The 22,559-nt window shown below is 59.4% G+C and carries 20 protein-coding genes; 11 read left to right on the top strand and 9 right to left on the bottom strand.

Annotated elements, in window-relative coordinates:
- Nucleotides 1-146: 146 nt before the first annotated feature.
- Complete coding sequence (locus NL64_RS23090; protein WP_034150363.1) at nt 147-2,120, bottom strand: alkyl/aryl-sulfatase; 1,974 nt, start codon at nt 2,118-2,120, stop codon at nt 147-149.
- A gap of 137 nt (nt 2,121-2,257) precedes the next feature.
- On the opposite strand from NL64_RS23090, the gene NL64_RS23085 reads away from it, so the two are divergent.
- The 6 genes from NL64_RS23085 (at nt 2,258) to NL64_RS23065 (ending at nt 7,670) form a co-directional block, all read left to right on the top strand.
- Nucleotides 2,258-2,926 (top strand): ABC transporter ATP-binding protein, encoded by a 669-nt coding sequence (locus NL64_RS23085; protein WP_034150362.1) that lies wholly within the window; start codon nt 2,258-2,260, stop codon nt 2,924-2,926.
- 1 nt (nt 2,927) lies between these two features.
- Nucleotides 2,928-5,399, top strand: coding sequence for an ABC transporter permease (locus NL64_RS23080; protein ID WP_034150361.1), 2,472 nt, complete (start codon nt 2,928-2,930; stop codon nt 5,397-5,399).
- The gene (locus NL64_RS23075; protein WP_034150360.1) at nt 5,389-6,462 is read left to right on the top strand and encodes a lipocalin-like domain-containing protein; all 1,074 of its coding nucleotides are present in this window, start codon (nt 5,389-5,391) and stop codon (nt 6,460-6,462) included. Before NL64_RS23080 ends, NL64_RS23075 begins: the two co-directional genes overlap by 11 nt.
- Nucleotides 6,463-6,581: 119 nt before the next feature.
- Entirely contained in the window at nt 6,582-6,824 is a 243-nt protein-coding gene (locus tag NL64_RS23070) for a hypothetical protein (RefSeq protein WP_034150359.1), read from the top strand.
- A 10-nt stretch (nt 6,825-6,834) separates the two neighbouring features.
- A complete protein-coding gene (locus tag NL64_RS30405; RefSeq protein ID WP_172668698.1) occupies nt 6,835-7,002 on the top strand; it encodes a hypothetical protein in 168 nt (55 codons plus the stop codon).
- 86 nt (nt 7,003-7,088) lie between these two features.
- Nucleotides 7,089-7,670 (top strand): hypothetical protein, encoded by a 582-nt coding sequence (locus NL64_RS23065; protein ID WP_034150358.1) that lies wholly within the window; start codon nt 7,089-7,091, stop codon nt 7,668-7,670.
- A 344-nt stretch (nt 7,671-8,014) separates the two neighbouring features.
- Here NL64_RS23065 and NL64_RS23060 read toward each other — a convergent pair whose 3' ends face one another.
- On the bottom strand, nt 8,015-8,533 hold the full coding sequence (locus NL64_RS23060; protein ID WP_034150357.1) for an Hcp family type VI secretion system effector: 519 nt from the start codon (nt 8,531-8,533) through the stop codon (nt 8,015-8,017).
- 327 nt (nt 8,534-8,860) lie between these two features.
- On the opposite strand from NL64_RS23060, the gene NL64_RS23055 reads away from it, so the two are divergent.
- Nucleotides 8,861-9,538 carry a type 1 glutamine amidotransferase domain-containing protein gene (locus NL64_RS23055; protein ID WP_034150356.1) on the top strand — a complete coding sequence of 226 codons (678 nt, stop codon included), beginning with the start codon at nt 8,861-8,863 and terminating at the stop codon, nt 9,536-9,538.
- 91 nt (nt 9,539-9,629) lie between these two features.
- Here NL64_RS23055 and hglS read toward each other — a convergent pair whose 3' ends face one another.
- The 3 genes from hglS to NL64_RS23040 form a co-directional block, all read right to left on the bottom strand.
- Entirely contained in the window at nt 9,630-11,006 is a 1,377-nt protein-coding gene (hglS, locus tag NL64_RS23050) for a 2-oxoadipate dioxygenase/decarboxylase HglS (protein ID WP_034150355.1), read from the bottom strand.
- Nucleotides 11,007-11,110: 104 nt separating this feature from the next.
- Nucleotides 11,111-12,067, bottom strand: a complete 957-nt coding sequence (locus tag NL64_RS23045) for an alpha/beta fold hydrolase (RefSeq protein ID WP_034150354.1) — start codon at nt 12,065-12,067, stop codon at nt 11,111-11,113.
- Between the two features lie 22 nt (nt 12,068-12,089).
- The gene (locus NL64_RS23040) at nt 12,090-13,544 is read right to left on the bottom strand and encodes a flavin-containing monooxygenase (protein ID WP_034150353.1); all 1,455 of its coding nucleotides are present in this window, start codon (nt 13,542-13,544) and stop codon (nt 12,090-12,092) included.
- A gap of 281 nt (nt 13,545-13,825) precedes the next feature.
- Here NL64_RS23040 and NL64_RS23035 point away from each other — a divergent pair, with 281 nt between their 5' ends.
- A complete protein-coding gene (locus NL64_RS23035; RefSeq protein ID WP_034150352.1) occupies nt 13,826-14,899 on the top strand; it encodes a diguanylate cyclase in 1,074 nt (357 codons plus the stop codon).
- 672 nt (nt 14,900-15,571) lie between these two features.
- Here the strand turns inward: NL64_RS23035 and NL64_RS23030 are convergent.
- The 3 genes from NL64_RS23030 to NL64_RS23020 form a co-directional block, all read right to left on the bottom strand.
- Complete coding sequence (locus NL64_RS23030; protein WP_034150351.1) at nt 15,572-16,441, bottom strand: isocitrate lyase/PEP mutase family protein; 870 nt, start codon at nt 16,439-16,441, stop codon at nt 15,572-15,574.
- 169 nt (nt 16,442-16,610) lie between these two features.
- Nucleotides 16,611-17,645, bottom strand: a complete 1,035-nt coding sequence (gene astA, locus NL64_RS23025) for an arginine N-succinyltransferase (protein ID WP_034150350.1) — start codon at nt 17,643-17,645, stop codon at nt 16,611-16,613.
- A 28-nt stretch (nt 17,646-17,673) separates the two neighbouring features.
- Nucleotides 17,674-18,690 carry an arginine N-succinyltransferase gene (locus tag NL64_RS23020; RefSeq protein ID WP_034150349.1) on the bottom strand — a complete coding sequence of 339 codons (1,017 nt, stop codon included), beginning with the start codon at nt 18,688-18,690 and terminating at the stop codon, nt 17,674-17,676.
- Between the two features lie 594 nt (nt 18,691-19,284).
- Between NL64_RS23020 and NL64_RS23015 the strand changes: the two genes are divergently transcribed.
- Both NL64_RS23015 and cobF read left to right on the top strand, forming a co-directional pair.
- Nucleotides 19,285-19,857: a histidine phosphatase family protein gene (locus NL64_RS23015; protein ID WP_034150348.1), complete on the top strand. Its 573-nt coding sequence runs from the start codon at nt 19,285-19,287 to the stop codon at nt 19,855-19,857.
- A complete protein-coding gene (cobF, locus tag NL64_RS23010) occupies nt 19,857-20,612 on the top strand; it encodes a precorrin-6A synthase (deacetylating) (RefSeq protein ID WP_034150347.1) in 756 nt (251 codons plus the stop codon). Before NL64_RS23015 ends, cobF begins: the two co-directional genes overlap by 1 nt.
- Nucleotides 20,613-20,720: 108 nt before the next feature.
- Here cobF and ftrA read toward each other — a convergent pair whose 3' ends face one another.
- On the bottom strand, nt 20,721-21,695 hold the full coding sequence (gene ftrA, locus NL64_RS23005) for a transcriptional regulator FtrA (RefSeq protein WP_034150346.1): 975 nt from the start codon (nt 21,693-21,695) through the stop codon (nt 20,721-20,723).
- A 100-nt stretch (nt 21,696-21,795) separates the two neighbouring features.
- Here ftrA and NL64_RS23000 point away from each other — a divergent pair, with 100 nt between their 5' ends.
- Entirely contained in the window at nt 21,796-22,224 is a 429-nt protein-coding gene (locus NL64_RS23000; protein WP_034150345.1) for a rhodanese-like domain-containing protein, read from the top strand.
- The last annotated feature ends 335 nt before the right edge of the window (nt 22,225-22,559 follow it).

The following is a 22,559-nucleotide window of genomic DNA, read 5'->3' as shown; positions in this document are numbered from 1 at the left end:
TTGCCCGCGATGGCGGTGTGTCTGAGAAGGTGATGCTGACTGGTATGACGCAAAAGATCGCAGCCTGCGGCAGCTCCGACAGGAAATCGCATTCCAATGTAGGAGCTGCCGCAGGTTCGGGCCGCGTTCGGACGATCTTTTGATCTTTACGGCGTAACGATATTGAACTGCGGGCTGAAGCTATCCAGGCTACCCATCAACTCCCCGAGCTTCTTGCCATTCCCTTGAATCTTGACCAAGCCTTTCTGCATTGCCGTCGGGAAATCCAATTGTTTCAGACTGATCTGTTCCAGCGTCGCCTTGCTCAGGCTGACACTGGCATCCGCCGCCGGGTTGAGCCCGGAACGATGCGTCAGCACGCCGTTGCGCAGGGTCAGGTTGAAGTCCTGGTGCTGGTCCTCGAAGGTCCAGTTCAGGGTCAGGTCATGGCCGGCGGCTTTTTCGCTGTCGAGCCGAATTGCCAGGAAATCGAAGAACATGTCCGGGGTCATCGCCCGCATCATGTCCACCGACACCGAACTGCCAGCATGTTGCGGCACGCCGTTGCGCAGCTCCATCGCCCCGGTCAGGTACATGTTGCGCCAGGTGGCGTTTTCGCTCTGATAGCCCAACTGCTCCAGTGCCTCGGCCTGGGCAGTGCGACCTGCGACATTGTCCGGTTCGGCAAACAGCAACTGATTGCCCAGTTGCGCGGCCCAGCGATAGTCACCTTGGCTCATCGCCGCGCGCATTTTCTCCAGCACGGCCGCGCCGCCACCCATCGCCTCGACGCTGCGTTTGGCGGTTTCCACCGGCGGCAACGGATTGAGGTTGGCCGGGTTGCCGTCGTAGAAACCCAGATAGCGCTGATACACCGCGCGCACGTTGAAACTCAACGACCCGTAGTAGCCGCGTGTGTACCACTTCTGATCCAGCGCCCCCGGCAGTTTCTTGATCGCATCAGCCACTTCCAGTGGGGTCAGGCCCTGGTTCAGCAGGTGCAAGGTGCGGTCGTTGAGAAACGCGTACATGTCGCGCTGATCAGCGAGGAAAGTGCGGATGCGCTCACCGCCCCAGGTCGGCCAGTTGTGCTGGGCGAACAGCACGTCACTCTTGTCGCCGTAGCGCGCCAGGCTGTTGTCGAGGTATTGCGACCAGGCCTTGGCGTCACGCACTTGCGCACCGCGCGGGGTGAGGATGTTGTGCATCATTTGCGTGGCGTTTTCCGCCATGCACAGGGCGCGCAATTGCGGCAGGTACAGGTTCATTTCCGCCGGGGCTTCGGTGCCCGGGGTGAGCTGGAATTCCATCTCCAGACCGGCAATGGTGCGGGTCTCCAGTTCCTTGGTGATCAGCTCGGTCGGCGCGATCAAAGTGATGGTGCCGCCGCTTGGCGTACTTTTGCCGAGGCCGGCGTCCACCTGGCCTTTTTCGCCACGGGGCAACAGGCTGCCGAACTGGTATTGCGCGCGGCGGCTCATGGCGTTGCCGGCGAACACGTTTTCACTCATCACGTGTTCCATGAATCCGGATGGCGCAAACACCTTAACCTTGCCGGCCTTGACGTCGGCCTCGTCGATCACCCCGCGCACGCCACCGAAATGGTCAACGTGGGTGTGGCTGTAGATCACCGCCACCACAGGTTTGCGCGGTCGGTTCTGGTAGTACAGATCCAGCGCGGCTTTCGCGGTTTCGGACATGGTCAGCGGGTCGATGATGATCAGCCCGTCCTCACCCTCGATGATCGTCATGTTGGCCACATCAAGGCCACGCACTTGATAGATCTTCGGGCTGACTTCGAACAGCCCGGCATGGGCATTGAGCTGCGCCAGGCGCCAGAGGCTCGGGTTGACCGAGTCGGGGGCCTGGTCCTTGAGCAGGAAGTCATAAGCCTGGACATCCCAGATGACCTTGCCGGACGCGTCCTTGATCTGGCCCTTGAACGGTGCGATCAAGCCTTTGCTGACCGACTCGTAATCGGTGCGATCGCTGAAGGGCAGTTGTTGCAGCACGGCGGTGTTGCTGGCAGCGGTTTGCGCACTGGCCGCGACCGGTTCATTGGCAGCGCTTACCGATTGCGCGAGGCACGCTGTGATCAGGCAAGCCAACAGCCCGCGAGGGCTCAAAGTGAAACGAGGCATGGCGTCTCCGTTTTTTATCGTTATGGTTAGACCAGCCTCGAGGGTAGGGTGGTGGCCCGGCAGGGTTGCAATCAGCGTCGGACAAAAACCATTCAGGGCCGCTATCCTTGGCCCACGCTTATCGAACGGGTTCTCCCATGCTTGAAGTCCACGGCGTCTTCAAAAGCTACGCCACCCCGCAAGGCCCTTTGCCGGTCCTTCAAGGTGTCGACCTGACCCTCAAACCCGGCAGCAGCCTGGCATTGATGGGCGAGTCGGGCAGTGGCAAAAGCACCTTGCTGCACCTGATCGCCGGGCTGGACAAGGTCGATCGCGGCAGCATCCGCAGCGGTGAGCATCGCCTGGAGCAGATGAACGAAGGGCAATTGGCGAGTTGGCGACGCACCGAGATCGGTCTGGTGTTCCAGCAATTCAACCTGATCGGCAGCTTGCGGGTGGAGGACAACCTGGCGTTTCAGGCACGCCTGGCGGGGCGCCATGATCCGCGTTGGCTGGCGCATCTGGTGCAGCGCCTGGGGTTGGCTGATTTGCTGCGGCGCTATCCCGAACAACTCTCCGGCGGCCAGCAACAACGGGTCGCGTTGGGCCGGGCCCTGGCGTCGCAGCCAAAACTACTGCTGGCCGACGAGCCCACCGGCAGCCTCGATGAAGCCACCAGCGACGAAGTGCTGAAGTTGCTGCTGGAGCTTCTGGATGACAGTTCCACCACCCTGTTGATGGTCACCCACAGCCCCAGCGTTGCGGCGCGACTGGCAGAAAAAGTGGTGCTGCACGGTGGGCGTCTGGCTGATGTGGACGCGCGCTGAGATGCGCATTTTTCGCGAGACATTGCGTGCGCTGCTCAGCCATTGGCGGCAGCACCCGGTGCAGTTTTTCAGCGTACTGACCGGGTTGTGGCTGGCCACCAGTCTGCTGACCGGTGTGCAAGCGCTGAACAGCCAGGCGCGGGACAGTTATGCCCGGGCCAGCCAGTTGATCGGCGGTGAACCCCAGGCCAGTCTCGGTTCGCCCAATGGCGCGACCTTCGCGCAGCAATTGTTTGTCGACTTGCGCCGCGCCGGGTGGCCGGTGTCGCCGGTGTTGCAGGGGCGGGTCACGCTCAAGGGGCATGAAGACCAGCGCTTGCAACTGATGGGCATCGAGCCGGTGTCGTTGCCAACCGGCGCCGAGGTCGCCGGGCAGGCATTGGCGATCGAGCAGGTTGTCGAATTTTTTACCCCGCCGGGCAGCACCTGGATTTCACCGCAGACCTTACAGGCACTGGGACTGAAAGAGGGTGAGCGGCCGCTGGCATTGAACGGTCAGACGTTACCGCCGCTGCACGCTCAAGCGGACATGGCACCCGGTGTGTTGCTGGTGGATATCGGTTTCGCCCAGCAGATTCTCGGTATGCCGGATCAAGTGTCGCGTCTGTTGTTGCCCAAGGATTTCGTCGCGACACTCCCCGATGCGTTCAAGGGACAGCTCCAGCTCAAAACCAGTGGCGAAGAAAATAATCTGGCGCGCCTGACCGAGAGCTTTCACCTGAACCTCGACGCCCTGGGTTTCTTGTCGTTCGTGGTCGGCCTGTTCATCGTTCACGCCGCGATTGGGCTGGCGCTGGAACAGCGTCGCGGCTTGCTCAGAACGATGCGCGCCTGCGGGGTCAGTGCGCGGATGCTGATCGCCTGTCTCGCCGTTGAACTGGGCGCGCTGGCCTTGATCGGTGGCGTCGCCGGGGTTGTCAGCGGTTACCTGCTGGCCAGCGTGTTGCTGCCGGATGTCGCCGCCAGCCTGCGCGGGTTGTATGGCGCCGAAGTGGCGGGGCAGTTGAGCCTGAGCCCGTTGTGGTGGCTCAGCGGCGTCGGACTGAGCCTGCTCGGCGCCGTGCTCGCGGGCGCCAATAGTTTGTGGCGGGCGGCGCGTTTGCCGTTGCTGGCCCTGGCCGATCCTCAGGCCTGGCATCAGGCTCATGCTCGCTGGTTGCGGCGTCAGGGTTGGGTGGCGGCGCTGGCCTTGGGCATTGCGTTGCTGGCGTTGGTGCGCGGCGACAGCCTGGCCAGTGGTTTTGTGCTGATGGCCGCGTTGTTGCTGGGCGCCGCGCTGGCCTTGCCGGTGGTGCTCAACGCGCTGCTCAACGGGCTGCTGAGTCGCGGTCATTCGGTGCTCGGCCAATGGTTTCTCGCCGATTGCCGCCAACAACTTCCGGCCCTGAGCCTGGCACTGATGGCGCTGTTGTTGGCACTGGCGGCCAACATCGGCGCCGGCAGCATGACCGCCGGTTTTCGTCAGACCTTCAGTAACTGGCTCGAACAACGGCTGACCGCCGAGCTTTACCTCAACCCACAGAACCCGGCCCAGGCTCGGGAGATGTACGACTGGCTCAAGCAACAACCGCAGCTCACGGCGGTGCTGCCCAACTGGCAGGTCGCGATTCAATTGCAAGGCTGGCCGGCGGATGTCTTCGGCGTAATCGATCACCCGACCTATCGCCAGCACTGGCCGTTGCTCGAAGCGCTGGGCGACACGCCTTGGGATCGCCTGGCCACAGACGACGCGGTGATGCTCAGCGAGCAACTGGCGCGGCGCTTGAAGGTGAAACTCGACGATCGCCTGACGATTGCCACCCCCAATGGCCCATGGTCGCCGCGCATCGTCGGGATCTACGCCGACTACGGCAATCCGAAGGGCCACCTGCTGGTCAACGTCAATCACCTGCTGCGCGGCTGGCCGCAACTGACGCCCAACCGCTTCAATCTGCGCATCGAGCCGGCACTGATTGCGCCGTTCGTGACCGCGCTGCAAGCACGTTTTGCGCTGGAGGAAAGCCGCATCGTCGATCAGGCCCGGCTCAAGGGCTGGTCGACGCAAGTGTTCGAGCGCACCTTCGCCGCCACCGCCGCGCTCAATAGCCTGACCCTGTGTGTGGCGGGCGTGGCGTTGTTCATCAGCCTGCTGACGCAAAGCCAGAGTCGTCTCGGGCAACTGGCGCCGCTGTGGGCGCTGGGCGTGACGCGCCGGCAACTGATGCTTCTCAACCTCGGGCAAACCTGGCTGTTGGCGGTGTTGACGCTGGTGTTGGCGTTGCCATTGGGCATCGCCCTGGCCTGGTGCCTGGACACGGTGATCAACGTCCAGGCATTCGGCTGGCGCCTGCCGCTACGGGTGTTTCCGCTGCAATTGCTGCAGCTGATGGGGCTGGCGTTGTTGGCGACGCTGCTGGCGTCGGCGTGGCCGTTGTATTCGCTGTATCGCACGCAACCGGCGGACCTGCTGAGGACGTTTGCCCATGAGGATTAAGTTCGGGTTATGCCTGATCCTGGCGTTGCTCGGCGGTTGTGAGCAGTCGACGCCGGATGAAAAAGGTTTCGCCGGGCTGGGCAATCAAGCGACCGCGTTTACGCCGGTAGTGCCCGGGCGCGTATTTTATTTTCCGGCAGATCATGGCCCTCATGACGGCTTTCGCATCGAATGGTGGTACGTCACCGCCAACCTCAAGGATGAGCAGGGTCGCCAGTTCGGCGCCCAGTGGACGTTGTTTCGCAGCGCCTTGAAAGCGACGCCTGAGCAGTCCGGGTGGAGCAATCAGACGATATGGCTGGGCCACGCGGCGGTTACCTCGGATTCGGTGCATCACGCCGCCGAACGCTATGCCCGTGGCGGCGTCGGACAGGCCGGCGTGAACCTGACACCGTTCAATGCGTGGATCGACGACTGGCATTTCAGCAGCCAGGCTACGGTTGCTGATCCACTGACCGACCTGCAACTCAGCGCTCGCGACAAGTCATTCAGCTACCAACTGCGATTGACCTCGAATCGGCCGCTGGTGCCGCAAGGGGACAAGGGGTTTAGCCAGAAATCCGAACAGGGCCAGGCGTCGTATTACTACAGCCAGCCGTTTTTTCAGGCCAGCGGTATGCTGGAGATCGACGGCAAGCAGTATCAGGTCAGCGGTCCCGCGTGGCTCGACCGCGAATGGAGCAGCCAACCGCTAACCGCCAACCAGAGCGGCTGGGACTGGTTTTCCCTGCACCTGGACAGCGGCGAGCAGGTGATGCTCTATCGCATGCGGCAAAAGGACGGTGAACCTTACCTGACCGGTACGTGGATCGATGCTCAGGGCCAGACGCAGATGCTGAAGGCTGATGATATTCGCCTCACCCCTCAGGACACCGCCAAGGTGGCCGGGCGTTCGATGCCGGTGCGATGGTCGATTCAGATTCCCGGCAAACACCTCGATATCGACATCAACGCCCTTAATCCCGATGCCTGGATGGATTTGCGCATTCCCTACTGGGAAGGGCCGGTGCGTTTGAGCGGCAGTCATGGCGGACAGGGGTATCTGGAAATGACCGGTTATTAAAAGGATCGCGGTCCCCTGTAGGAGCTGCCGCAGGCTGCGATCTTTTGATCTTCCAATCAACCGGAACTCCTTCCGGCGTCCACCTCTCTACCGTACGAATACCCCTGCTGGAGCTCGCCATGCGCGAAGACCTCACACCCCCCGACCTCGACGCATGGCAACGCCTGTTCGAAGACGAGGCCTATTGGCAGCAGTCCCCGGATTCTTACTTCATGGATTTGCAGCGGCTGGCTGATGATCTGTTGGGGCAGGGCGCCATCGACCTTGAACAATGGCAGGAGCTGAAGAGCAGGGCGGAGCAATCCCACAAAGACTCACCGGCGATCAACGTCACCCGAGAGCTCGACGATCCCGAAGCCTGAGGACACCGACATGAAACCCATCCCCGACACCGAACACCCCGACGAGCCACGGCCACCCGGAGAAACCGAGCGCGACAACGACGCCTTGCGCCCAACCGACCCGACCCGACGCAAGGAAAGCGGCAAAGGCACCGCCAGCGGTGAATCGACTGCGCAAGAAACTGCGAACACTCCCTGATCAGCGTCTATGCTCATTCGACACACGGTGTTGAACCCGCATTTCGGCGCCGTTTGTCATCATTTATCACAGGGAATGTTCTGCCTATGAAACTTCACGCACTGACTAAAGCCGTCACACTCGCCACCTTGCTGTCCGCCGCCAGTTTTAGCGCCGTTGCAGCAGACATTCCGTTATCCGCCGTCGTGGAAGCTGATCAGATCACCGCCACTGTCGTCTCAGTCGATGCCGCCAAGCATCAAGTGGTTCTCAAGGGGCCGGACGGTCGCGAGGTCCATTTTCAACTAACCGACAAGGCGAAAAACCTCGGCAACCTGAAAGCTGGCGATCAGGTCGACATCAAAGTCGCCCGCTCTGTCGCTGCCTATCTGGACACCGATGTCGACAAAGGCTTGCCAGGCACTACGGAAGGCGTCGGTGAAGCCCGCAACGCGCCGGGTAGCGCCCCTGGCGGCGAAGCTTATCGTCAGGTACAAGTCCAGCTGAAAATCACCGCAATCGATGTGAAGAAAAACCAGGTCACCTTTGAAAATCCGAAAGGGGAGAGCAAAACCATCACTGTCGAAAAACCGGAAATTCAAGCGAAGCTTAAGGACCTGAAAGTTGGGCAAAGCGTCTACGTGACGTATACCGACTTTCTACAAGTGACCAGCAAATCCGGAAGTTGAGTTTTTAGTTCTGCGTATTGATTAACCCTGTACAGGTTTTGTATAGGGTTAATCAATTTCTTTGAACTGACTGGTGGGTTTGGTCACTTGGTCTGAAGAATAATTGGAGCAGTGATCGAGAGAAGATGTGTCTGCAAATTTCATGTTTCAGGCGCGGATTTCTTCAGCGACTTCATTTAAAATACGCCCCGTTCGTCCAGTGTCAGGGCTCTTTACCAGTGCATGGAATGCCGAGGCTTTTGCACTGGGCGAACACTATTCTAAATAGTCATTTCTGTCTGTTTTCCACTTGCCAAACTAAATCGGCCAGCAGTGCTGACCGATATGTAAACCATGGAACTGACTTAGTCCATTTTTGGCTTGCGCCAGTCATCCGATCCCGAAGTTCCGGATGCTACGTGCGTCCAGGTTATGTTGCGATAACTGAAGTGCACATCTTGTAGATGGGTGAAATGCGAGTTTGCCGGGTCCTGGCAGTTATGCATGTAGTCCTTGATGACGACGATGATCGCATCTTCAAGTTTAGTGGTGTAGTAATGCTCCTGGCCTCCTTGACCTTTAGGGCGATACCACTTGATCTCAACGGCAGTCATGCGCTCGCCGGAAGTCAGTGCTTCCAGCAACAGCGGGGACGCTTTGTCGAAAACCTTGGTGATCACGAGGGGTTTGTGAATGCGTTGACCGGTTGTATTACCCGACTGTGGGTCTCGCGGTATCGTGAGTTCGTGGCTGAAACCCTGAACCATGACCTGGTCTTCGTGACCCTCCTGGTAGGTATTGCCAACGGAATCTGCGGTAAATGCTCCGGCAGTGATCAGTCCCTGTTTCTCGCCTGTAACGGACATGTACGCGGGTGTAGCCATGGATGCTCTCCTTGCTAAAGTAAATTAATGCGCCCGAGGGCGATTTCGCTCAGTGGGGGCTGACTATTAACAAGGTCCGTGCCAAAAGCCTGAAAGCTGTATAAGTCGTGTAGTCGAGTGTTTTTTCGCAACATTTGACGCCGAAATTCAATGAGATTTGCGCAGAAAGTTGCACATTCAGCCGCATGGTTTGCGCACCTGATCGAAAGGCTTCACAGGCCGAACGATCAACCCCGTACCAAGGTCTTACGCCACGATCATCGCGCAGATTGTTGCGCATCACGGCCACAAGCCACCACCGCAGTCCCGAGACGGAGTGAAGACGACATGAAAATCCTGATGGTTTTAACGTCCCACGATCAATTGGGTGACACCGGCAAGAAAACCGGATTCTGGCTGGAAGAATTCGCTGCACCGTATTACACGTTCAAGGATGCTGGCGCGCAGTTGACCCTGGCCTCACCCAAGGGCGGCCAGCCTCCGCTGGACCCGAAAAGCGACGAGCCAGACGCGCAAACCGAAGCTACCGAGCGCTTTCGCAAGGACCCGGCGGCGCAATCGGCATTGGCGTCAACCGTCCTGCTCGGCTCGGTGAAGGAGGGCGATTACGACGCGATCTTCTATCCGGGCGGCCATGGCCCACTCTGGGACCTGGCCGAAGACCAACAGTCGATCGCGTTGATCGAGGCGTTTTACAACGCGGGCAAACCAGTCGCCACCGTCTGCCACGCGCCAGGCGTCCTGCGGCATGCCAAAGGCCCGGACGGCCAGCCGTTGGTCAAAGGCAAGAAAGTGACGGGGTTCACCAACAGCGAAGAAGAAGCGGTGCAATTGACCAATGTCGTGCCGTTTCTGGTGGAGGATGAGCTCAAGGCCAAGGGCGGGTTTTTTTCAAAGGGACCTGATTGGGCGAGCTATGTGCTCACCGATGGCCTGTTGGTTACCGGGCAGAATCCGGCGTCGTCGCAGGCTGCGGCTGAAGCGTTGTTGGCGAAATTGAAATAGACATAAATCCTGTAGGCGCCCGGCTTGCCGGCGATGGCGGACGTGAAATCGCTATCGCTGGCAAGCCAGGCTCCTACAGTTTTGTGGTGGACTAACGAAGCGCTGCAAAACACTGCTCAATCGAGCGCCGCTGCGTCTCTGCATACAACCCCAACTCATCTATCGTCGAACGCCCCAAGGCCTTTTCAAACGCTTGCTGGTTGGCGTGCACGCCGTAATGGGTTTGCGCCGCATCCCCCAGGTTTGACTGAAAAATCCCTGCGGCACTGACGGGCAGGAAATCTTCGTACACCAACGGTTCAACCCGCAGATAGCCGTCGCTGACCAGATCTTCGAGCGTCGCGGTTTTCAGCTCATGCGCCGCCAAACCTTTTTCCGTCACGAAATAGCGAAAGTACGCCAGTTCCTGTCGGCGCATGCCTTCGTAGGTGTCAGGAAATTCGCTGAAGTGCTGCGACATCAGCGCGTTGTAGCGCGCGGCGTTGGCTTCGTTGGGGAAGTCCTTGAGTTCGTCCCGGGCGGCATTCAGCAAACGGTCGTAAAGCGCCCGACCCTTGGGTGTAAGGGCGGCGCCGCGTTGTTCGATTTCACCGAAACGGGCGCTATGGCTGCCGCGAGCGTCGGCCTGATCGGTGAAGGCAATCGGTTCGTCGAGCGCCTTGAAACTGGTCTGGCGCAGCAGGATCGGGCATTGGCGGCGTGGCGGGCCTTCGATCACCGCTTTGGGGGTGATGCCATGGACGGGCATTTGTGCCTGGACGATGTCGATGTCCAGAGTACGCGGTGTCAGGTGATTGATGTGCGGGCCTTTGAAGGCCACCACATCGGCAATGAGGCGATGTTGGGCGCTGAGCTGCTGGTATTGCTCGGCAGTCACCGTGGCGCTGTGATGCCAGCGGAACGTTTCCAGTGCCTCTTTGACGAATTCGTCAGCCTCTTGCTCGGTCAGGCCGCCGTGGGTTTCGGCGCGGTCGATGAGCGTGAGCGCGGCGGGGGTGAAGATCGAACGCTTGTCCAATGCCGACTGGGCGAAGGCGCGCAATTCCAGGTCTTCGATCAGCTCCAGGCGCAGCAGTGAGGTGAACACCCGGAACGGGCTAATCTGCAACGCCGCTTCATGCACGGCACGGAATGCAGTGGAATGCACCGGCACCCCGGCCGGTGTCAGGTCGTAGTAACCCACCGGTTGCATACCCATCACAGCGAACAGGCGGGCGAGGGTTGCCAGTTCAGCGGCTGTACCGACCCGGATCGCGCCGTGGCGCTCCAGGTCCAGGCGCTCGATTTCGCCGGTGCTGTTCAACTGTCGAGCCACTTGTGGATCGCTGTCCAGCACGTGGCGGTTGGTCTTTTCCACCAACTCCATCAGCGCGCCGTACAGCGGCACTTCTTCGCGGTACATGTCGGACATCGCTTTGGAAAAGCGTTGGCGGATCAGGTCGGGGCTGACGAAACTCGGGTGGTTCATGAAGACAATTCCTGGCGCGGTGACGTTAGGCAAAAGATCGCAGCCTTCAACGTCGCCGACAAACGAAGTTTCTGACGAACTTCATTCTGCAAAGGACTGCATCCTCAATGCAGTCGTTGATCCTGTGGGCTTTCCGAGCGCAGCGATGCCAAAAACTCCCGATACAGGCGCGCCGAACCGGCAGGCGCTTCCAGCATCGGCATATGACCGATGCCTTCCCATATTTCCACCCGCAGATCGGCGATGCCTTTGCTCCAGATAGCCACGCTGCTGACATCGATCAAGCGATCCTTGCGCCCCCAGAGCAACAGCGCTGGCGCCTTGATCGAGGGGAGTTTCGGCTCCATGGGCGGGCTGGCGCGAAAATCACGGAAGATTTCTTCCAGTTCGTCGCGCGACTGTTCGTAGCGATGGGCGATGGCATCCAGCACCACGCGCGGCATCCACGGTGGTTCGGCCATGGTCATGGCATAGAGATATTTGAATTCTTCGCGCGAATTAATCAGGAACGGGTTGTGGCCCTTGGCCAAGTGGCGTTCCAGATCACTGGGTTCCGGCGAGGCGACGCCGGCCGGGTCGAACAGGGCGACCGAGACGATCCGCTCCGGATAGTTGGCCGCGAGCCAGGCGGCGATGTAGCCGCCCATCGAGTTGCCGATCACGTGTACTTTTTCGACGCCGCAAACGTCGAGCAGCTGAATCATCCGCTTGGCTTGCAACGCAATGTCATAGCCGCCGCCAGCCTTGAAGCCGGTTTCACCATGGCCTGCGATGTCGGGAATGATCACCCGGTAATTGCCGACAAAGTGCCGGGCAAAGCGCAGCCAGAGGTTTTTGTCGGCGCTGAAACCGTGCAGCATCAAGACATTGCTGGATGCTTCATACGGCCCGCCTTGCCAGGTCGAGACCGTCATTTCCGAGATGGGCACGACGATTTTGTGCAGCTTGTACAGCTTGGCTTCGGTGGCCACGCTCAAGTCATAGAGCCAGTACCCGATCGCTGGATAGCTTAACCAGCTCCAGGCTGCGAAAACCGCGATTGCGACAACCAATAGGAGCATCAGGCGTCTTCCTTCTAACGGTTCAGGACAAGATGTGATCGGCGGGTTTCAGGGCTCGGGTCAATCGATGAAAGCTGAAACTGAACCCCGGAAACATGGCAATCACATGACCGCTCTTGCTTTGGTACCAACTGTGGCAGCCTCCAGACTTCCACACGGTACGTTCCATTTCTCTATGGATCATTTCAGTGTAGGTACGTTCTGCCTCGGGGCGAACTTCGATGCTGCGCAAACCTTGTGTTTTTAATGTGCGAATACAGTCGAGGATGTAATTCATCTGCGATTCGATGATGAACAGCGCCGACGTGTGGCCGATTCCGGTGTTCGGGCCGGTGACGATAAACAGATTGGGAAAGTCCGGCAGGCTGGTACCGAGGTAAGCCCGGGGATACTCAGCCCAGACATTTCGCAGTTGTGTGCCGTTTTTTCCGGTGACCGGGTAGGAAATCACCCCGTCGGTGGCGTCGTAACCGGTGGACCAGACGATCAGGTCGAGATCGATGTGCTGGCCGTCCTGCATGACGATCCCGGTTTCGTCGATTTCGGCAATGCCTTGTTCGCGGCTGTGCAGCGTCACGTTGCTGCGAGCCAATGCCGGATACAGCGTGCTCGACAGAATCACCCGCTTGCAGCCGATGGTGTAATCCGGTGTCAGTTTTCGCCGCATTTCGGCGTCGGGCACCTGGCGCTTGATAAACCGCAAGGCCTGATGCTGGACCACGCGCACGGCGGGTTTCGAATATTTGAAAGCAATCACCCGGGTTTCGAATTGCCAGTAGATCATCCAGCGCAGCAGCTTGTAGGCCGGTTTCAGCCCCAGCAACCAGCGCTGGAACCGGCCGAACGTACGGTCGGCCCGGGGCAACACCCAATGCGGCGTGCGCTGAAACACATGCAGGTGCTCGACGTCCGGGGCAATCGCCGGAATCACCTGGGCTGCACTGGCGCCGCTGCCGACGATAGCCACGCGTTTTTGCCGGTAGTCGTAGGAATGGTCCCAATTGTTGGTGTGAAAACTTTTGCCTTGGAAGCGCTCCTGGCCTTCGAAGTGCGGGATCACTGGTTGACTCAAGGGACCGGTGGCGTTGATCAGGAATTGCGCATAAAACGTGCCTTTGCTGGCGGTGTGAACGGCCCAGCGCTTGCCTTCGTCGTCCCATTCGACCCGCTCGACATTGGCCTCCAATTCCACGCGGTCGAGCAGGCCGAATTGCTCCACTACATAGCGGGTGTAGCGATGCAATTCGGCTTGTTCAGCAAACATCTGTGTCCAGCGGTAGGGGGCGAAGGACAGCGAGTACAGCGGCGAGGGCACGTCGACCGCCGCGCCGGGATAGGTGTTCTGGCACCAGGTGCCACCGAAAAAGTCCCGCCGTTCCAGCAGGCGAAAATCCGTGATGCCGGCCTTGAGCAAATTGACCGCCGCACACTGTCCGCCAAAACCGCTGCCGATGATCAGCACTTGAAAGGTCTGCATGGGCCTCCTTTTTATCGTTATTAGTCCAAACCTATCTTGATGTATAGCCAAATCGCGAAGCATTGCTTTCGCTTTTGTAGGAGCAAGCTTGCTCGCGATTCGGGCGCCGCTGTGCATCAGGCTAACCGAGTTATCGTTCTTCGCGAGCAAGCTTGCTCCTACAGATACCACGGTATTCAGCCCGCCGGCCGGTGATGGCTATTTAACGTTGCCCTGTTAGACTTCGGGCACACCCGCAACCCCGGTGTCAGCAGGTTCCGTTCTGTGGTGCAGAGGTCCCAATGGGAAAGATGGGAGGAAAAGGACTTTCACTGGCCAGGAGGCTCTACACATCGCGCACGCTCGGTCTGTTGCTGGGTCTGGTCTGCGTGAGTGTGGCGATGTATCCACTGAACCCGGCGCCGTGGGTCTGGGCATTCATGTTGGTCAACGGCCTGCTCTGGCCGCACCTGGCCTATCAATGGGCGCGCCGGGCCAAGGCGCCGTATCACGCGGAACACCGCAACCTGGTGGTAGACGCCTTTCTCGGTGGCTTCTGGGTCGCGGCCATGCAATTCAATCCTCTGCCCAGCGCGACCACCATTTCCATGATGGCGATGAACAACGTGGCCATTGGAGGCTTGCGTTTTCTGCTGGTGGGCAGCGTCGCGCAGATCCTCGGCATTGGCGTTGGCTGGCTGATCTTCCGCCCGTTGTTCATCCCTGAAACCAGCCAGCTTCAGCTCTACGCCTGCTTGCCCTTGATGTGTTTCTACCCGTTGGCGCTGGGCTGGATCTGTTTCCGCCAGGCCCATACCCTCGGTCGGCAAAAGCGCGAATTACTGGCCCTGAGCCGTACCGACAGCCTGACCGGGCTGCTCAATCACGGCGCCTGGAAGGATCAACTGGAAATCGAATTCCAGCGTTGCCAACGCCAGCACCAGGGTGGGGCGATTGCGCTGATCGACATCGACCATTTCAAAAGCATCAATGACACCTACGGCCATGTCGCCGGGGACATTGTCTTGCGGCAACTGAGCAAGACGCTCAAGCAGAATTTGCGCGCCACGGATGTCGCCGGGCGTTACGGTGGGGACGAGTTCTGCGTGATTCTTCCGGATATGCCCCTGAACAACGCCGCTGCGGCGATGGACGCTTTGCGCGATCGTTTCGCCACCCTCGGGTATGAACAGAGCCCGGCGTTGAAAGTCAGCCTGAGCATTGGCCTGGCTGCCTTCAACGCCAACCACAGTGACGCAACTTTATGGCTCAACGATGCCGACCAGGCGCTGTACGAAGCCAAGACCACCGGGCGTAATCGTGTTATTTGCTCCAGCAATGATCAGCCGTATCACGAGTTGCTTGATTCGGTCTGACTGTCCTGCATTGCCCCTGTGAGAGCTGGCCTGCCAGCGATGGCGGCCTGACAGCCAACCTGTCTTTTGTTGTTCGCGTACATATCCATTTCAGCGGTAACGGCCACTGACGGTTTCGCCCTTACGGCGACTCACTTTTTTTTCAAACGCCAAAAAAAAGTAAGCAAAAAAAGGCTCACCCCGAGCGTCCGGCCCCTCGCTAAGGCTCGGCGTTCCTTCGCTCCGGTATCCATCCGGGGACACTGCCCTCCGGTCGGCTTCGCTTCGACCTACATGCAGCGTGTTCGACTGCGTCGAACGGCGCTGCGCGCCACTCCCCGGATGAACACCTCCACTCAGCCTCCCGAAGGGGCGGGTGGATCAAGATCAAGAGCTGAAGGCGAGCTAACGCTCGGCCTGATGAGTGGTGAAGAGCATCGGTGTCCGCATTTTGCTTTTCTGTAGGAGCCGGCTTGCTGGCGATGGCGGCCTGACAGCCAACCAATCTCTCACAGCCGCACACAATCCCCCTGTAGGAGCTGCCGAAGGCTGCGATCTTTTGATCTTGATCTCTGCACCCTTAGACATTGTAAAAAAACAAAATCAAAAGATCGCAGCCTGCGGCAGCTCCTACGGGGAAACGCGTTCCAATGTGGGAGCTGTCGAAGGCTGCGATCTTTTCGGCGTCCCCCGTTACTCCTTAACGTGCATAAACTCTTGCGCCCAACGGATGTATTCCTCTGGTTGCGTGTAGGTATGTGTCAGTTCGGTCGCGCTCAAATCCGAGGCCTGGGTAAATATCTGACGTTGTTCGCGCAGGCTGTCGTAGGTCGCCTTGATCGCGGCGAAGTAGGCGCCGTGGCCGTCAATGACGACGCGCACGCCCAGTTCGGCCAGGCGTTTGTCATCACGCAACAACGGATTGCCGTAGGTCACCAGCATCAGTGGCACGCTCAGGTGCTCGGCGATTTGCTCCAGATGGTCGAAGTCCTTGACGCCCACCATGCAGATGCCATCGGCGCCGGCGGCCTGGTATTGCTTGGTACGGCTGATGATTTCCTGAACCGGCAGAATGCCCGCGTGGGTGCGAGCGATGATGGCCATTTCCTTGTCACACCGGGCTTCCAGTGCAGCGCGGATCTTGCCGACGCCTTCAGCGACGGTGATCAGGTCGGTGGATTTGCGACCGAATTGAGCGGGCAGCAAGGTGTCTTCGATGGTCAGGGCGGCCACGCCGGCGCGTTCCAGCTCGACGATGGTGCGCATGACGTTGAGTGCGTTGCCGTAGCCGTGGTCGGCGTCGGCGATCACCGGGAGTTGGGCGACACGGCCGATGCGGGTGGCTTGTTCGGCGAACTCGCTGAGGGTGATCAAGGCAAAGTCAGGGGCGCCCAGGACCTGCAACGAGGCGACCGAACCACCGAGAATTCCCACCTCGAAGCCCAGGTCGGCGGCGATGCGTGCCGACATCGGGTCGAAGACCGACGCGGTGTGATAGCAGGTTTTGGAAGCGAACAGTTGACGGAAATTGCGGCGCAAATCTTGATGAGAAAGCCTGGACATATGAGTTCCACCAATGGAAATGGAAGGGCTTGAGCAAAAGTGTCAACGCCGAAGATGTAAAAGGCTATCACGGGGGCGGGTTCAGAATGATGACGAATTTGCAGGTGATTACTGCCTGACACCCAATTCTGTGGCGAGCGCGCTGTGTCTCAGGCGAGCCGCTGATCGATCACGCCGCCACGACTTGTTGCAGTTTATTGAGCAGCGGCACGGCACGCACCGAGTCACCGGGTTGTAGTTGCAGGCGTTTCGCGGTGAGACGGTCGACGACCAGGCTGTTGCTGACCTGTCGCGCCGGGGCGGCGGTGATGCGACAGTTTTCCAGACGGCGGTTGTGTATCAGCCACAGCGGTGCCCGGTCGTCAGGGGTGCCAATGGTCAACTCCAGGCGTTGACTCTCGCGCACGGTGCGGATGTTTGAAATCTGCGCCTCTATCACCGGGCCCGCGTCGAAGATGTCGATGAATCCCTGATGGGCAAAACCTTCGGCGGTGAGGATTTTAAGTGCCGGCTCGGTATCTGGATGAGGCTGGCCGATAACGGCCTGGGCTTGTTCGGTGAGCATGCAGGTGTAGATCGGCTGACGGGGCATCAGTTCGGCGATGAAGGACTTGTTGCCCAGCCCCGACAAATGATCGGCATGGCTGAAGTCCATCTTGAAAAAGTGCCGACCCACGCTGTCCCAAAAGGGCGAGCAACCTTGTTCGTCGGCGCTGCCGCGCAGTTCGGCGATCAGCTTGTCGCCAAACAGGTGCGCAAACTCGGCGACAAACAGCAAGCGCCCCAGGGAAAGCAATCGACCGTGACTGCCATGGCGGTGATCGCGGCGCAGGAACAACGAGCAGAGTTCAGATTGCCCGGTCATTTCATTGTTCAGGAACAAGGTCGGGATGTGGCGCTGGATGCCGAGGTCCGGTGAGGAACTGACCGTCAGTCCGACGCGATAGTTGTACCAGGGCTCGCGCAGGCCAACGGCCCCCGTCAGGGCGCTGACGCCCACCACCTGTTGATCATCGTCTTCAAGCACGAACAGGTAATCGGCATCAGCGCGTTCGACTTGTTCGGCGAAGGTTCGTTTGGCCCAACGCAAGCGGTGGTTCAAGCGTTCTTCGCTGGCTGGCAGGCTGGTCAACCCGCGTCCCGCCTGCCGTACCAGCTCCAGCAATGCGGGCAGGTCGGTGACCTGAACCGGACGAAAAATCATCGGTTAGTTCCTTGCGTGCGGATAGTGCTCACAGGGCAATCAGCCGGATAGGGCTGCCTTCGCTGACCTTCAAGGCTGAGCACATCCCGGCGTCCAGAGCCACGGCTTGGTCGGGGTTGTAGTCCAGTTCGGCGACGATGGCGCGATAATCGACCAGTGAATCGTTACTCACCAAGTAGCGTCCACGGGCATCGATGGCTGCGCCGGTCTTCACCAATGCGGTATGGCTATGGGAGATGGAGCGAATGCTGGTATTGCGGGCGTACAGCGTCGGACCGCCATCGAACAGATCCACATAACTGTTGGTTTCGAATCCCTCGCGTTCAAGGATATCGAAGGCTTCCAGGCCATCAGGATGGATACGACCGATGCAGTCTTGCGCGGCCTGGGGCAGCATCGGTACATAGATCGGGTATTGCGGCATCAATTCAGCGAGAAACGTCCGGCTCTCCAGACCGCAAAGACGCTCGGCCTCGACGTAGGGCAAATCGAAGAAATGCTTGCCCACTGCATCCCAGAAAGGTGAGTGCCCGTCTTCGCTGCTGTATCCGACGATCTCGGTGATCACCGCGTCGGCAAAATGCTGTGGATGCGCCGCGATGAACAGCAGCCGTGCCCGTGACAACAATTCGGAAAACGCAGAACGCTCCAACGCTGCATCAATGTGAAAGCCGCGCAGTAACGTGTGGCCGCTGAGGTCGTGACACAACGATAGCGCCGGCACGCCGTGTTCGATGTTCAGCTCCCGCGAGGCGCTGGTGAAGTGGCGGTTGCGCAGGCTGTAGAAGGGTTCGTTGAATCCGGCGGTGGCGAGGATTTCCGAGCAGCCCGCCAGGCGTTGGGCCACCTGATCTTCCAGCACGAAGAAGTAGTTTTCCGGACCGGGACGCTGGACGTTTTGCTCGAATGACCTGACGGAGTCGAGAATTTTTTCCCGCAAGCACTCACTGTCGTCCGGCAAGGATGTGACACCCACCAGGCTTTCGTGAGCCAGTCGCTGCAATTCGGGCAGGTCGGTTAATTCCACTGGGCGCAAGACCAGCATGGACGAACTCCTGTATCAATGGGTTCGGCGATTAACACCGAACCTGACAATCACTGTCGGTTTCCACGCATGGGCGGTCGCTTGAAGGTTTTTCAGGCGCCGCTCTATTTTTATTCAGTCAGTTTTACTAGGGCAGTCACACGCGCTCTCAGGCCTGAACCGTAGCAGGGGCCGGATTGGTCAAGTAGCGTAGGGCTTTATGTTCGGACGGGGTGTTGTCCGGATTGGAATCGGCGATCGGGTCTTTGAATGAAAGCATCCGGGCTCCTGCTGGATGGGGGGGGCGATAGTCCGTTGAGGGGCAGTATTTAATTAACGCGCATTGCCTGTCTAGTTAATTTTCGTAGGTTTTTCAACACATGAGCCATGGGCGAAATGCCCGTACGTAGAGGGCTACGTGGATGTAGATGATGTTTGTAGGTCATTGCCTATAAACAGGTCAGAGATGGTCACGGTTGTGAGATGAAATACGTCTCCCACCCCGAACGCACTAACTGAAATGAACCGCCCCCCGATCCCTTTACTTACGGCACAATTGCGCGGTGACTTGCGGCGTGACGCCGGTTTTCCTTTTCATCGACAGGGTGATCTTTCGTGCAGGCGACCCGTTTGACCTTGATATGCCACGCCCGAACCGTCGCACAGAAGTTGGCGCGTTTTCCTACGGACGAGCCAGTGGAGATGGATTGGCAGTCGGCGAAAGATTCGCGCAGTTTTCTATACAAGGGGATACCGCGGCTCATGTGCGGGCCGGAAATGCGCACCCGGCAGACGGCACAACTGTTCGGCGACACAGCGGAAATTATCGACGCCCTCAGGGATTGCGATTTCGGGCGCTGGAACGGTGCCCGGATCAATGACTTGCAACAATCCGAACCTGAAAATCTCCAGGCCTGGCTCACCGACCCGAAGTCGGCACCCCACGGTGGCGAGTCGGTGACGCAGGTCGTTGCGCGAGTGGCGGCGTGGTTGAACACACTGCAAACGACACCGGGACACGTGGTTGCCGTGACTCATCCGTTTGTCATACGCGCCGCGCTGACCCATGTCCTGCAAAGCACGGCGTTCAACCTGATTGATATAGAGCCGCTGTCGGCCATCGAGTTGAGATTCAATGGTTGCTGGCGGCTACGTTTGCCGGGTACTGAACTCGAGGAAGCGCTTTGATGAAAAAACTTCTGGTCATTGGCATCGGTGCCGGCAATCCCGACTACATCACCATTCAGGCCGTGAAGGCTCTGAATCGGGTGGACGTGTTTTTTCTCATGGACAAGGGCCAGAGCAAGGACAAGCTGATCGACCTGCGTCGCGAGATTTGCGAGCGCTACATTACCGATCGCGATTACCGTTTTGTCGAAGCTCAAAGCCCGGAGCGCGAGCGCGGTGATGTGGATTACAAGGCGAGTGTCGATGATCTCAACCTGGCCAAGCAGCAGACCTTCGAACGACTGATCAACCAGGAAATGTCCGACGACCAGTGCGGCGGTTTCCTGGTGTGGGGTGACCCGGCGTTGTACGACAGCACCATCCGCATCCTCCAGGCGATTTTGGCGTCAGGCGCCTGTGCGTTCGAATTCGAAGTGATCCCGGGCATCACCAGCGTCCAGGCGCTGGCAGCGCAACACAAGGTGCCGCTCAATCAGATTGGCCGCTCGGTTGAAATCACCACCGGCCGGCGGCTGGCGGCGGGGCAGGTGAGCGATGCCGACAGCCTGGTGGTGATGCTGGATGCGCAGGATGCCTACCAGCAGGTGGCGGATCAGGAGAGCGAGATTTATTGGGGGGCTTACCTGGGGACCCCGGATGAAATTCTCATCAGCGGCAAACTCAAGGACGTGGCGGATGAAATCGAACGGGTGCGCAAGGCGGCGCGGCTGGCCAATGGCTGGATCATGGATACCTATTTGTTGCGCAGGCCTTGAGGGCTGGGTTGCCTGTTCGGACCCCATCGCGGGCAAGCCCGCTCCCACAGGGATTTCCGCCGTCCATGTGGGAGCGGGCTTGCCCGCGATGGGGTCCGTAAGACCACCTCAGAAAACAGCTTTGACCCCACGCCCAAACCGCTCCCGATACACCGAAGGCGGCACACCCACCACGCTGCGAAACGCCACCCGAAAGCTTTCCACCGAACGATAACCACAATGCAGAGCAATCTGCTCAGTGTTGTGACTCGTGCTTTCAAGCAGTTCGCGGGCGCGGCCCAGGCGCTCGTGTTGCAGCCACGTCTTGGGTGATTGGCCACTGGCTTCGGTGAAACGTCGTAGGAACGTGCGCTCACTCATGGCCGCTTCGCTCGCCAGGTCGCGCACCTCCAGTGGTTCGTGCAGGCGTTCGCGTGCCCATTGCATAACGCGGGAAAGATCGCTGCGCGGTGTAGGACTGACCGGCGTTGGTATGAATTGCGCCTGGCCGCCGGTGCGTTGCGGTGACATCACCAGCCGTCGCGCGACTGAATTGGCCACTTGCGTACCGAAATCCCGTGCCACCAGATGCAGGCAAGCATCAATGCCGGCGGCGCTGCCGGCCGAGGTGATCAACTGACCCGAATCGACATACAGCACGTCAGGGTCCACCAGAATGTTTGGAAAACGCTCGGCCAGCTCCGTGGTGTAGCGCCAGTGCGTGGTCGCGCCTCGCCCGTCGAGCAGCCCCGTGGCGGCCAGCACGAAGACCCCGGAACAGATCGACAGCAGCCGGGCGCCACGGGCATGGGCCTGGCGCAAAGCGATCAGCAACGCCTCGGGAACTGCCGCGCTGCGGTCGCGCCAGCCGGGGATAATGACGGTTCGGGCCTGTTCGAGCAGTTCCAGCCCGCCATCGGCCAGCACCTGGATACCGCCCATGGCGCGCATTGGCCCCTGATCGACGGCGGCGATTTGATGGGTGTACCAGGGAAAGTCGAACTCCGGCCGCGCCAGGCCAAAAATCTCCACGGCGATGCCGAATTCGAATGTACAGAGACCGTCGTAGGCCAGAATCGCGACCAATCCAGGGGAGGGCTGCATTTGGCGGAAAGTTCCCGGTGAGTGTCTTGTGCGCCACTGTAGCCGCAAGTGGCGGGCGGATAAAGTCTGTTCACACCCAACGACACTCAGGAGAAGTACCATGACCAGCCTCGTTCGCGAAATTCCTGCCGCCCCATCGGCCATTGCCCTGATGCATTTCAGCAATCGTCTGACCTTCGAAACCGATTGTTCCGACGTCCATGGCAGCCAGACTGCTGGCGAAGTTGATTTCATTCTGGTGGACGTGCGCGGACCGTTGGCGTTCGAGCGTGGGCATGTACCGGGAGCGATCAATATTCCGGGGCGGATGCTCAACGCTGGAGCTCTGGCGGCTTACCCGAAAAACAGCTTGTTCGTGGTCTATTGCGCTGGCCCTCATTGCAACGGCGCGAACAAGGCAGCGGTGAAACTGGCGGCGCTGGGTTACCCGGTCAAGGAAATGATCGGTGGCGTGACCGGTTGGCTGGATGAGGGATTCCAATTGAGTGTGGTGTCGCAGCGCCCAACTGTAATTGGGTGCGAATGCTGATCTCCGATCACCCCTGATCCCCTGTGGCGAGGGAGCTTGCTCCCGCTGGGCCGCGAAGCGGCCCCCCCCATTTGTACGCAATGTACAGGGGGCGACTGCTGCGCAGTCGAGCGGGACGGTGCGGCGATCCGACAAGCTCCCTCGCCACAAGGGCATGTACGACTCTTCACTCGGAAAACACCGAAAATCAGGTAGGTTTTATCTGAAATAAGGAATTGTCCGACAGTCTTTGCACCGCCATGGCGCACACCACAATCGTCATCATGCCTACGCCACTTTTCTATAAGTAATTGTCGCTTAAAGACAATTTGCCCTCCTGTAGCCCCTCTAGACTG

The organism is Pseudomonas fluorescens, assembly GCF_000802965.1.
Lineage (GTDB): Bacteria > Pseudomonadota > Gammaproteobacteria > Pseudomonadales > Pseudomonadaceae > Aquipseudomonas > Aquipseudomonas fluorescens_A.
This window is presented reverse-complemented; position numbering and strand designations above follow the sequence as displayed.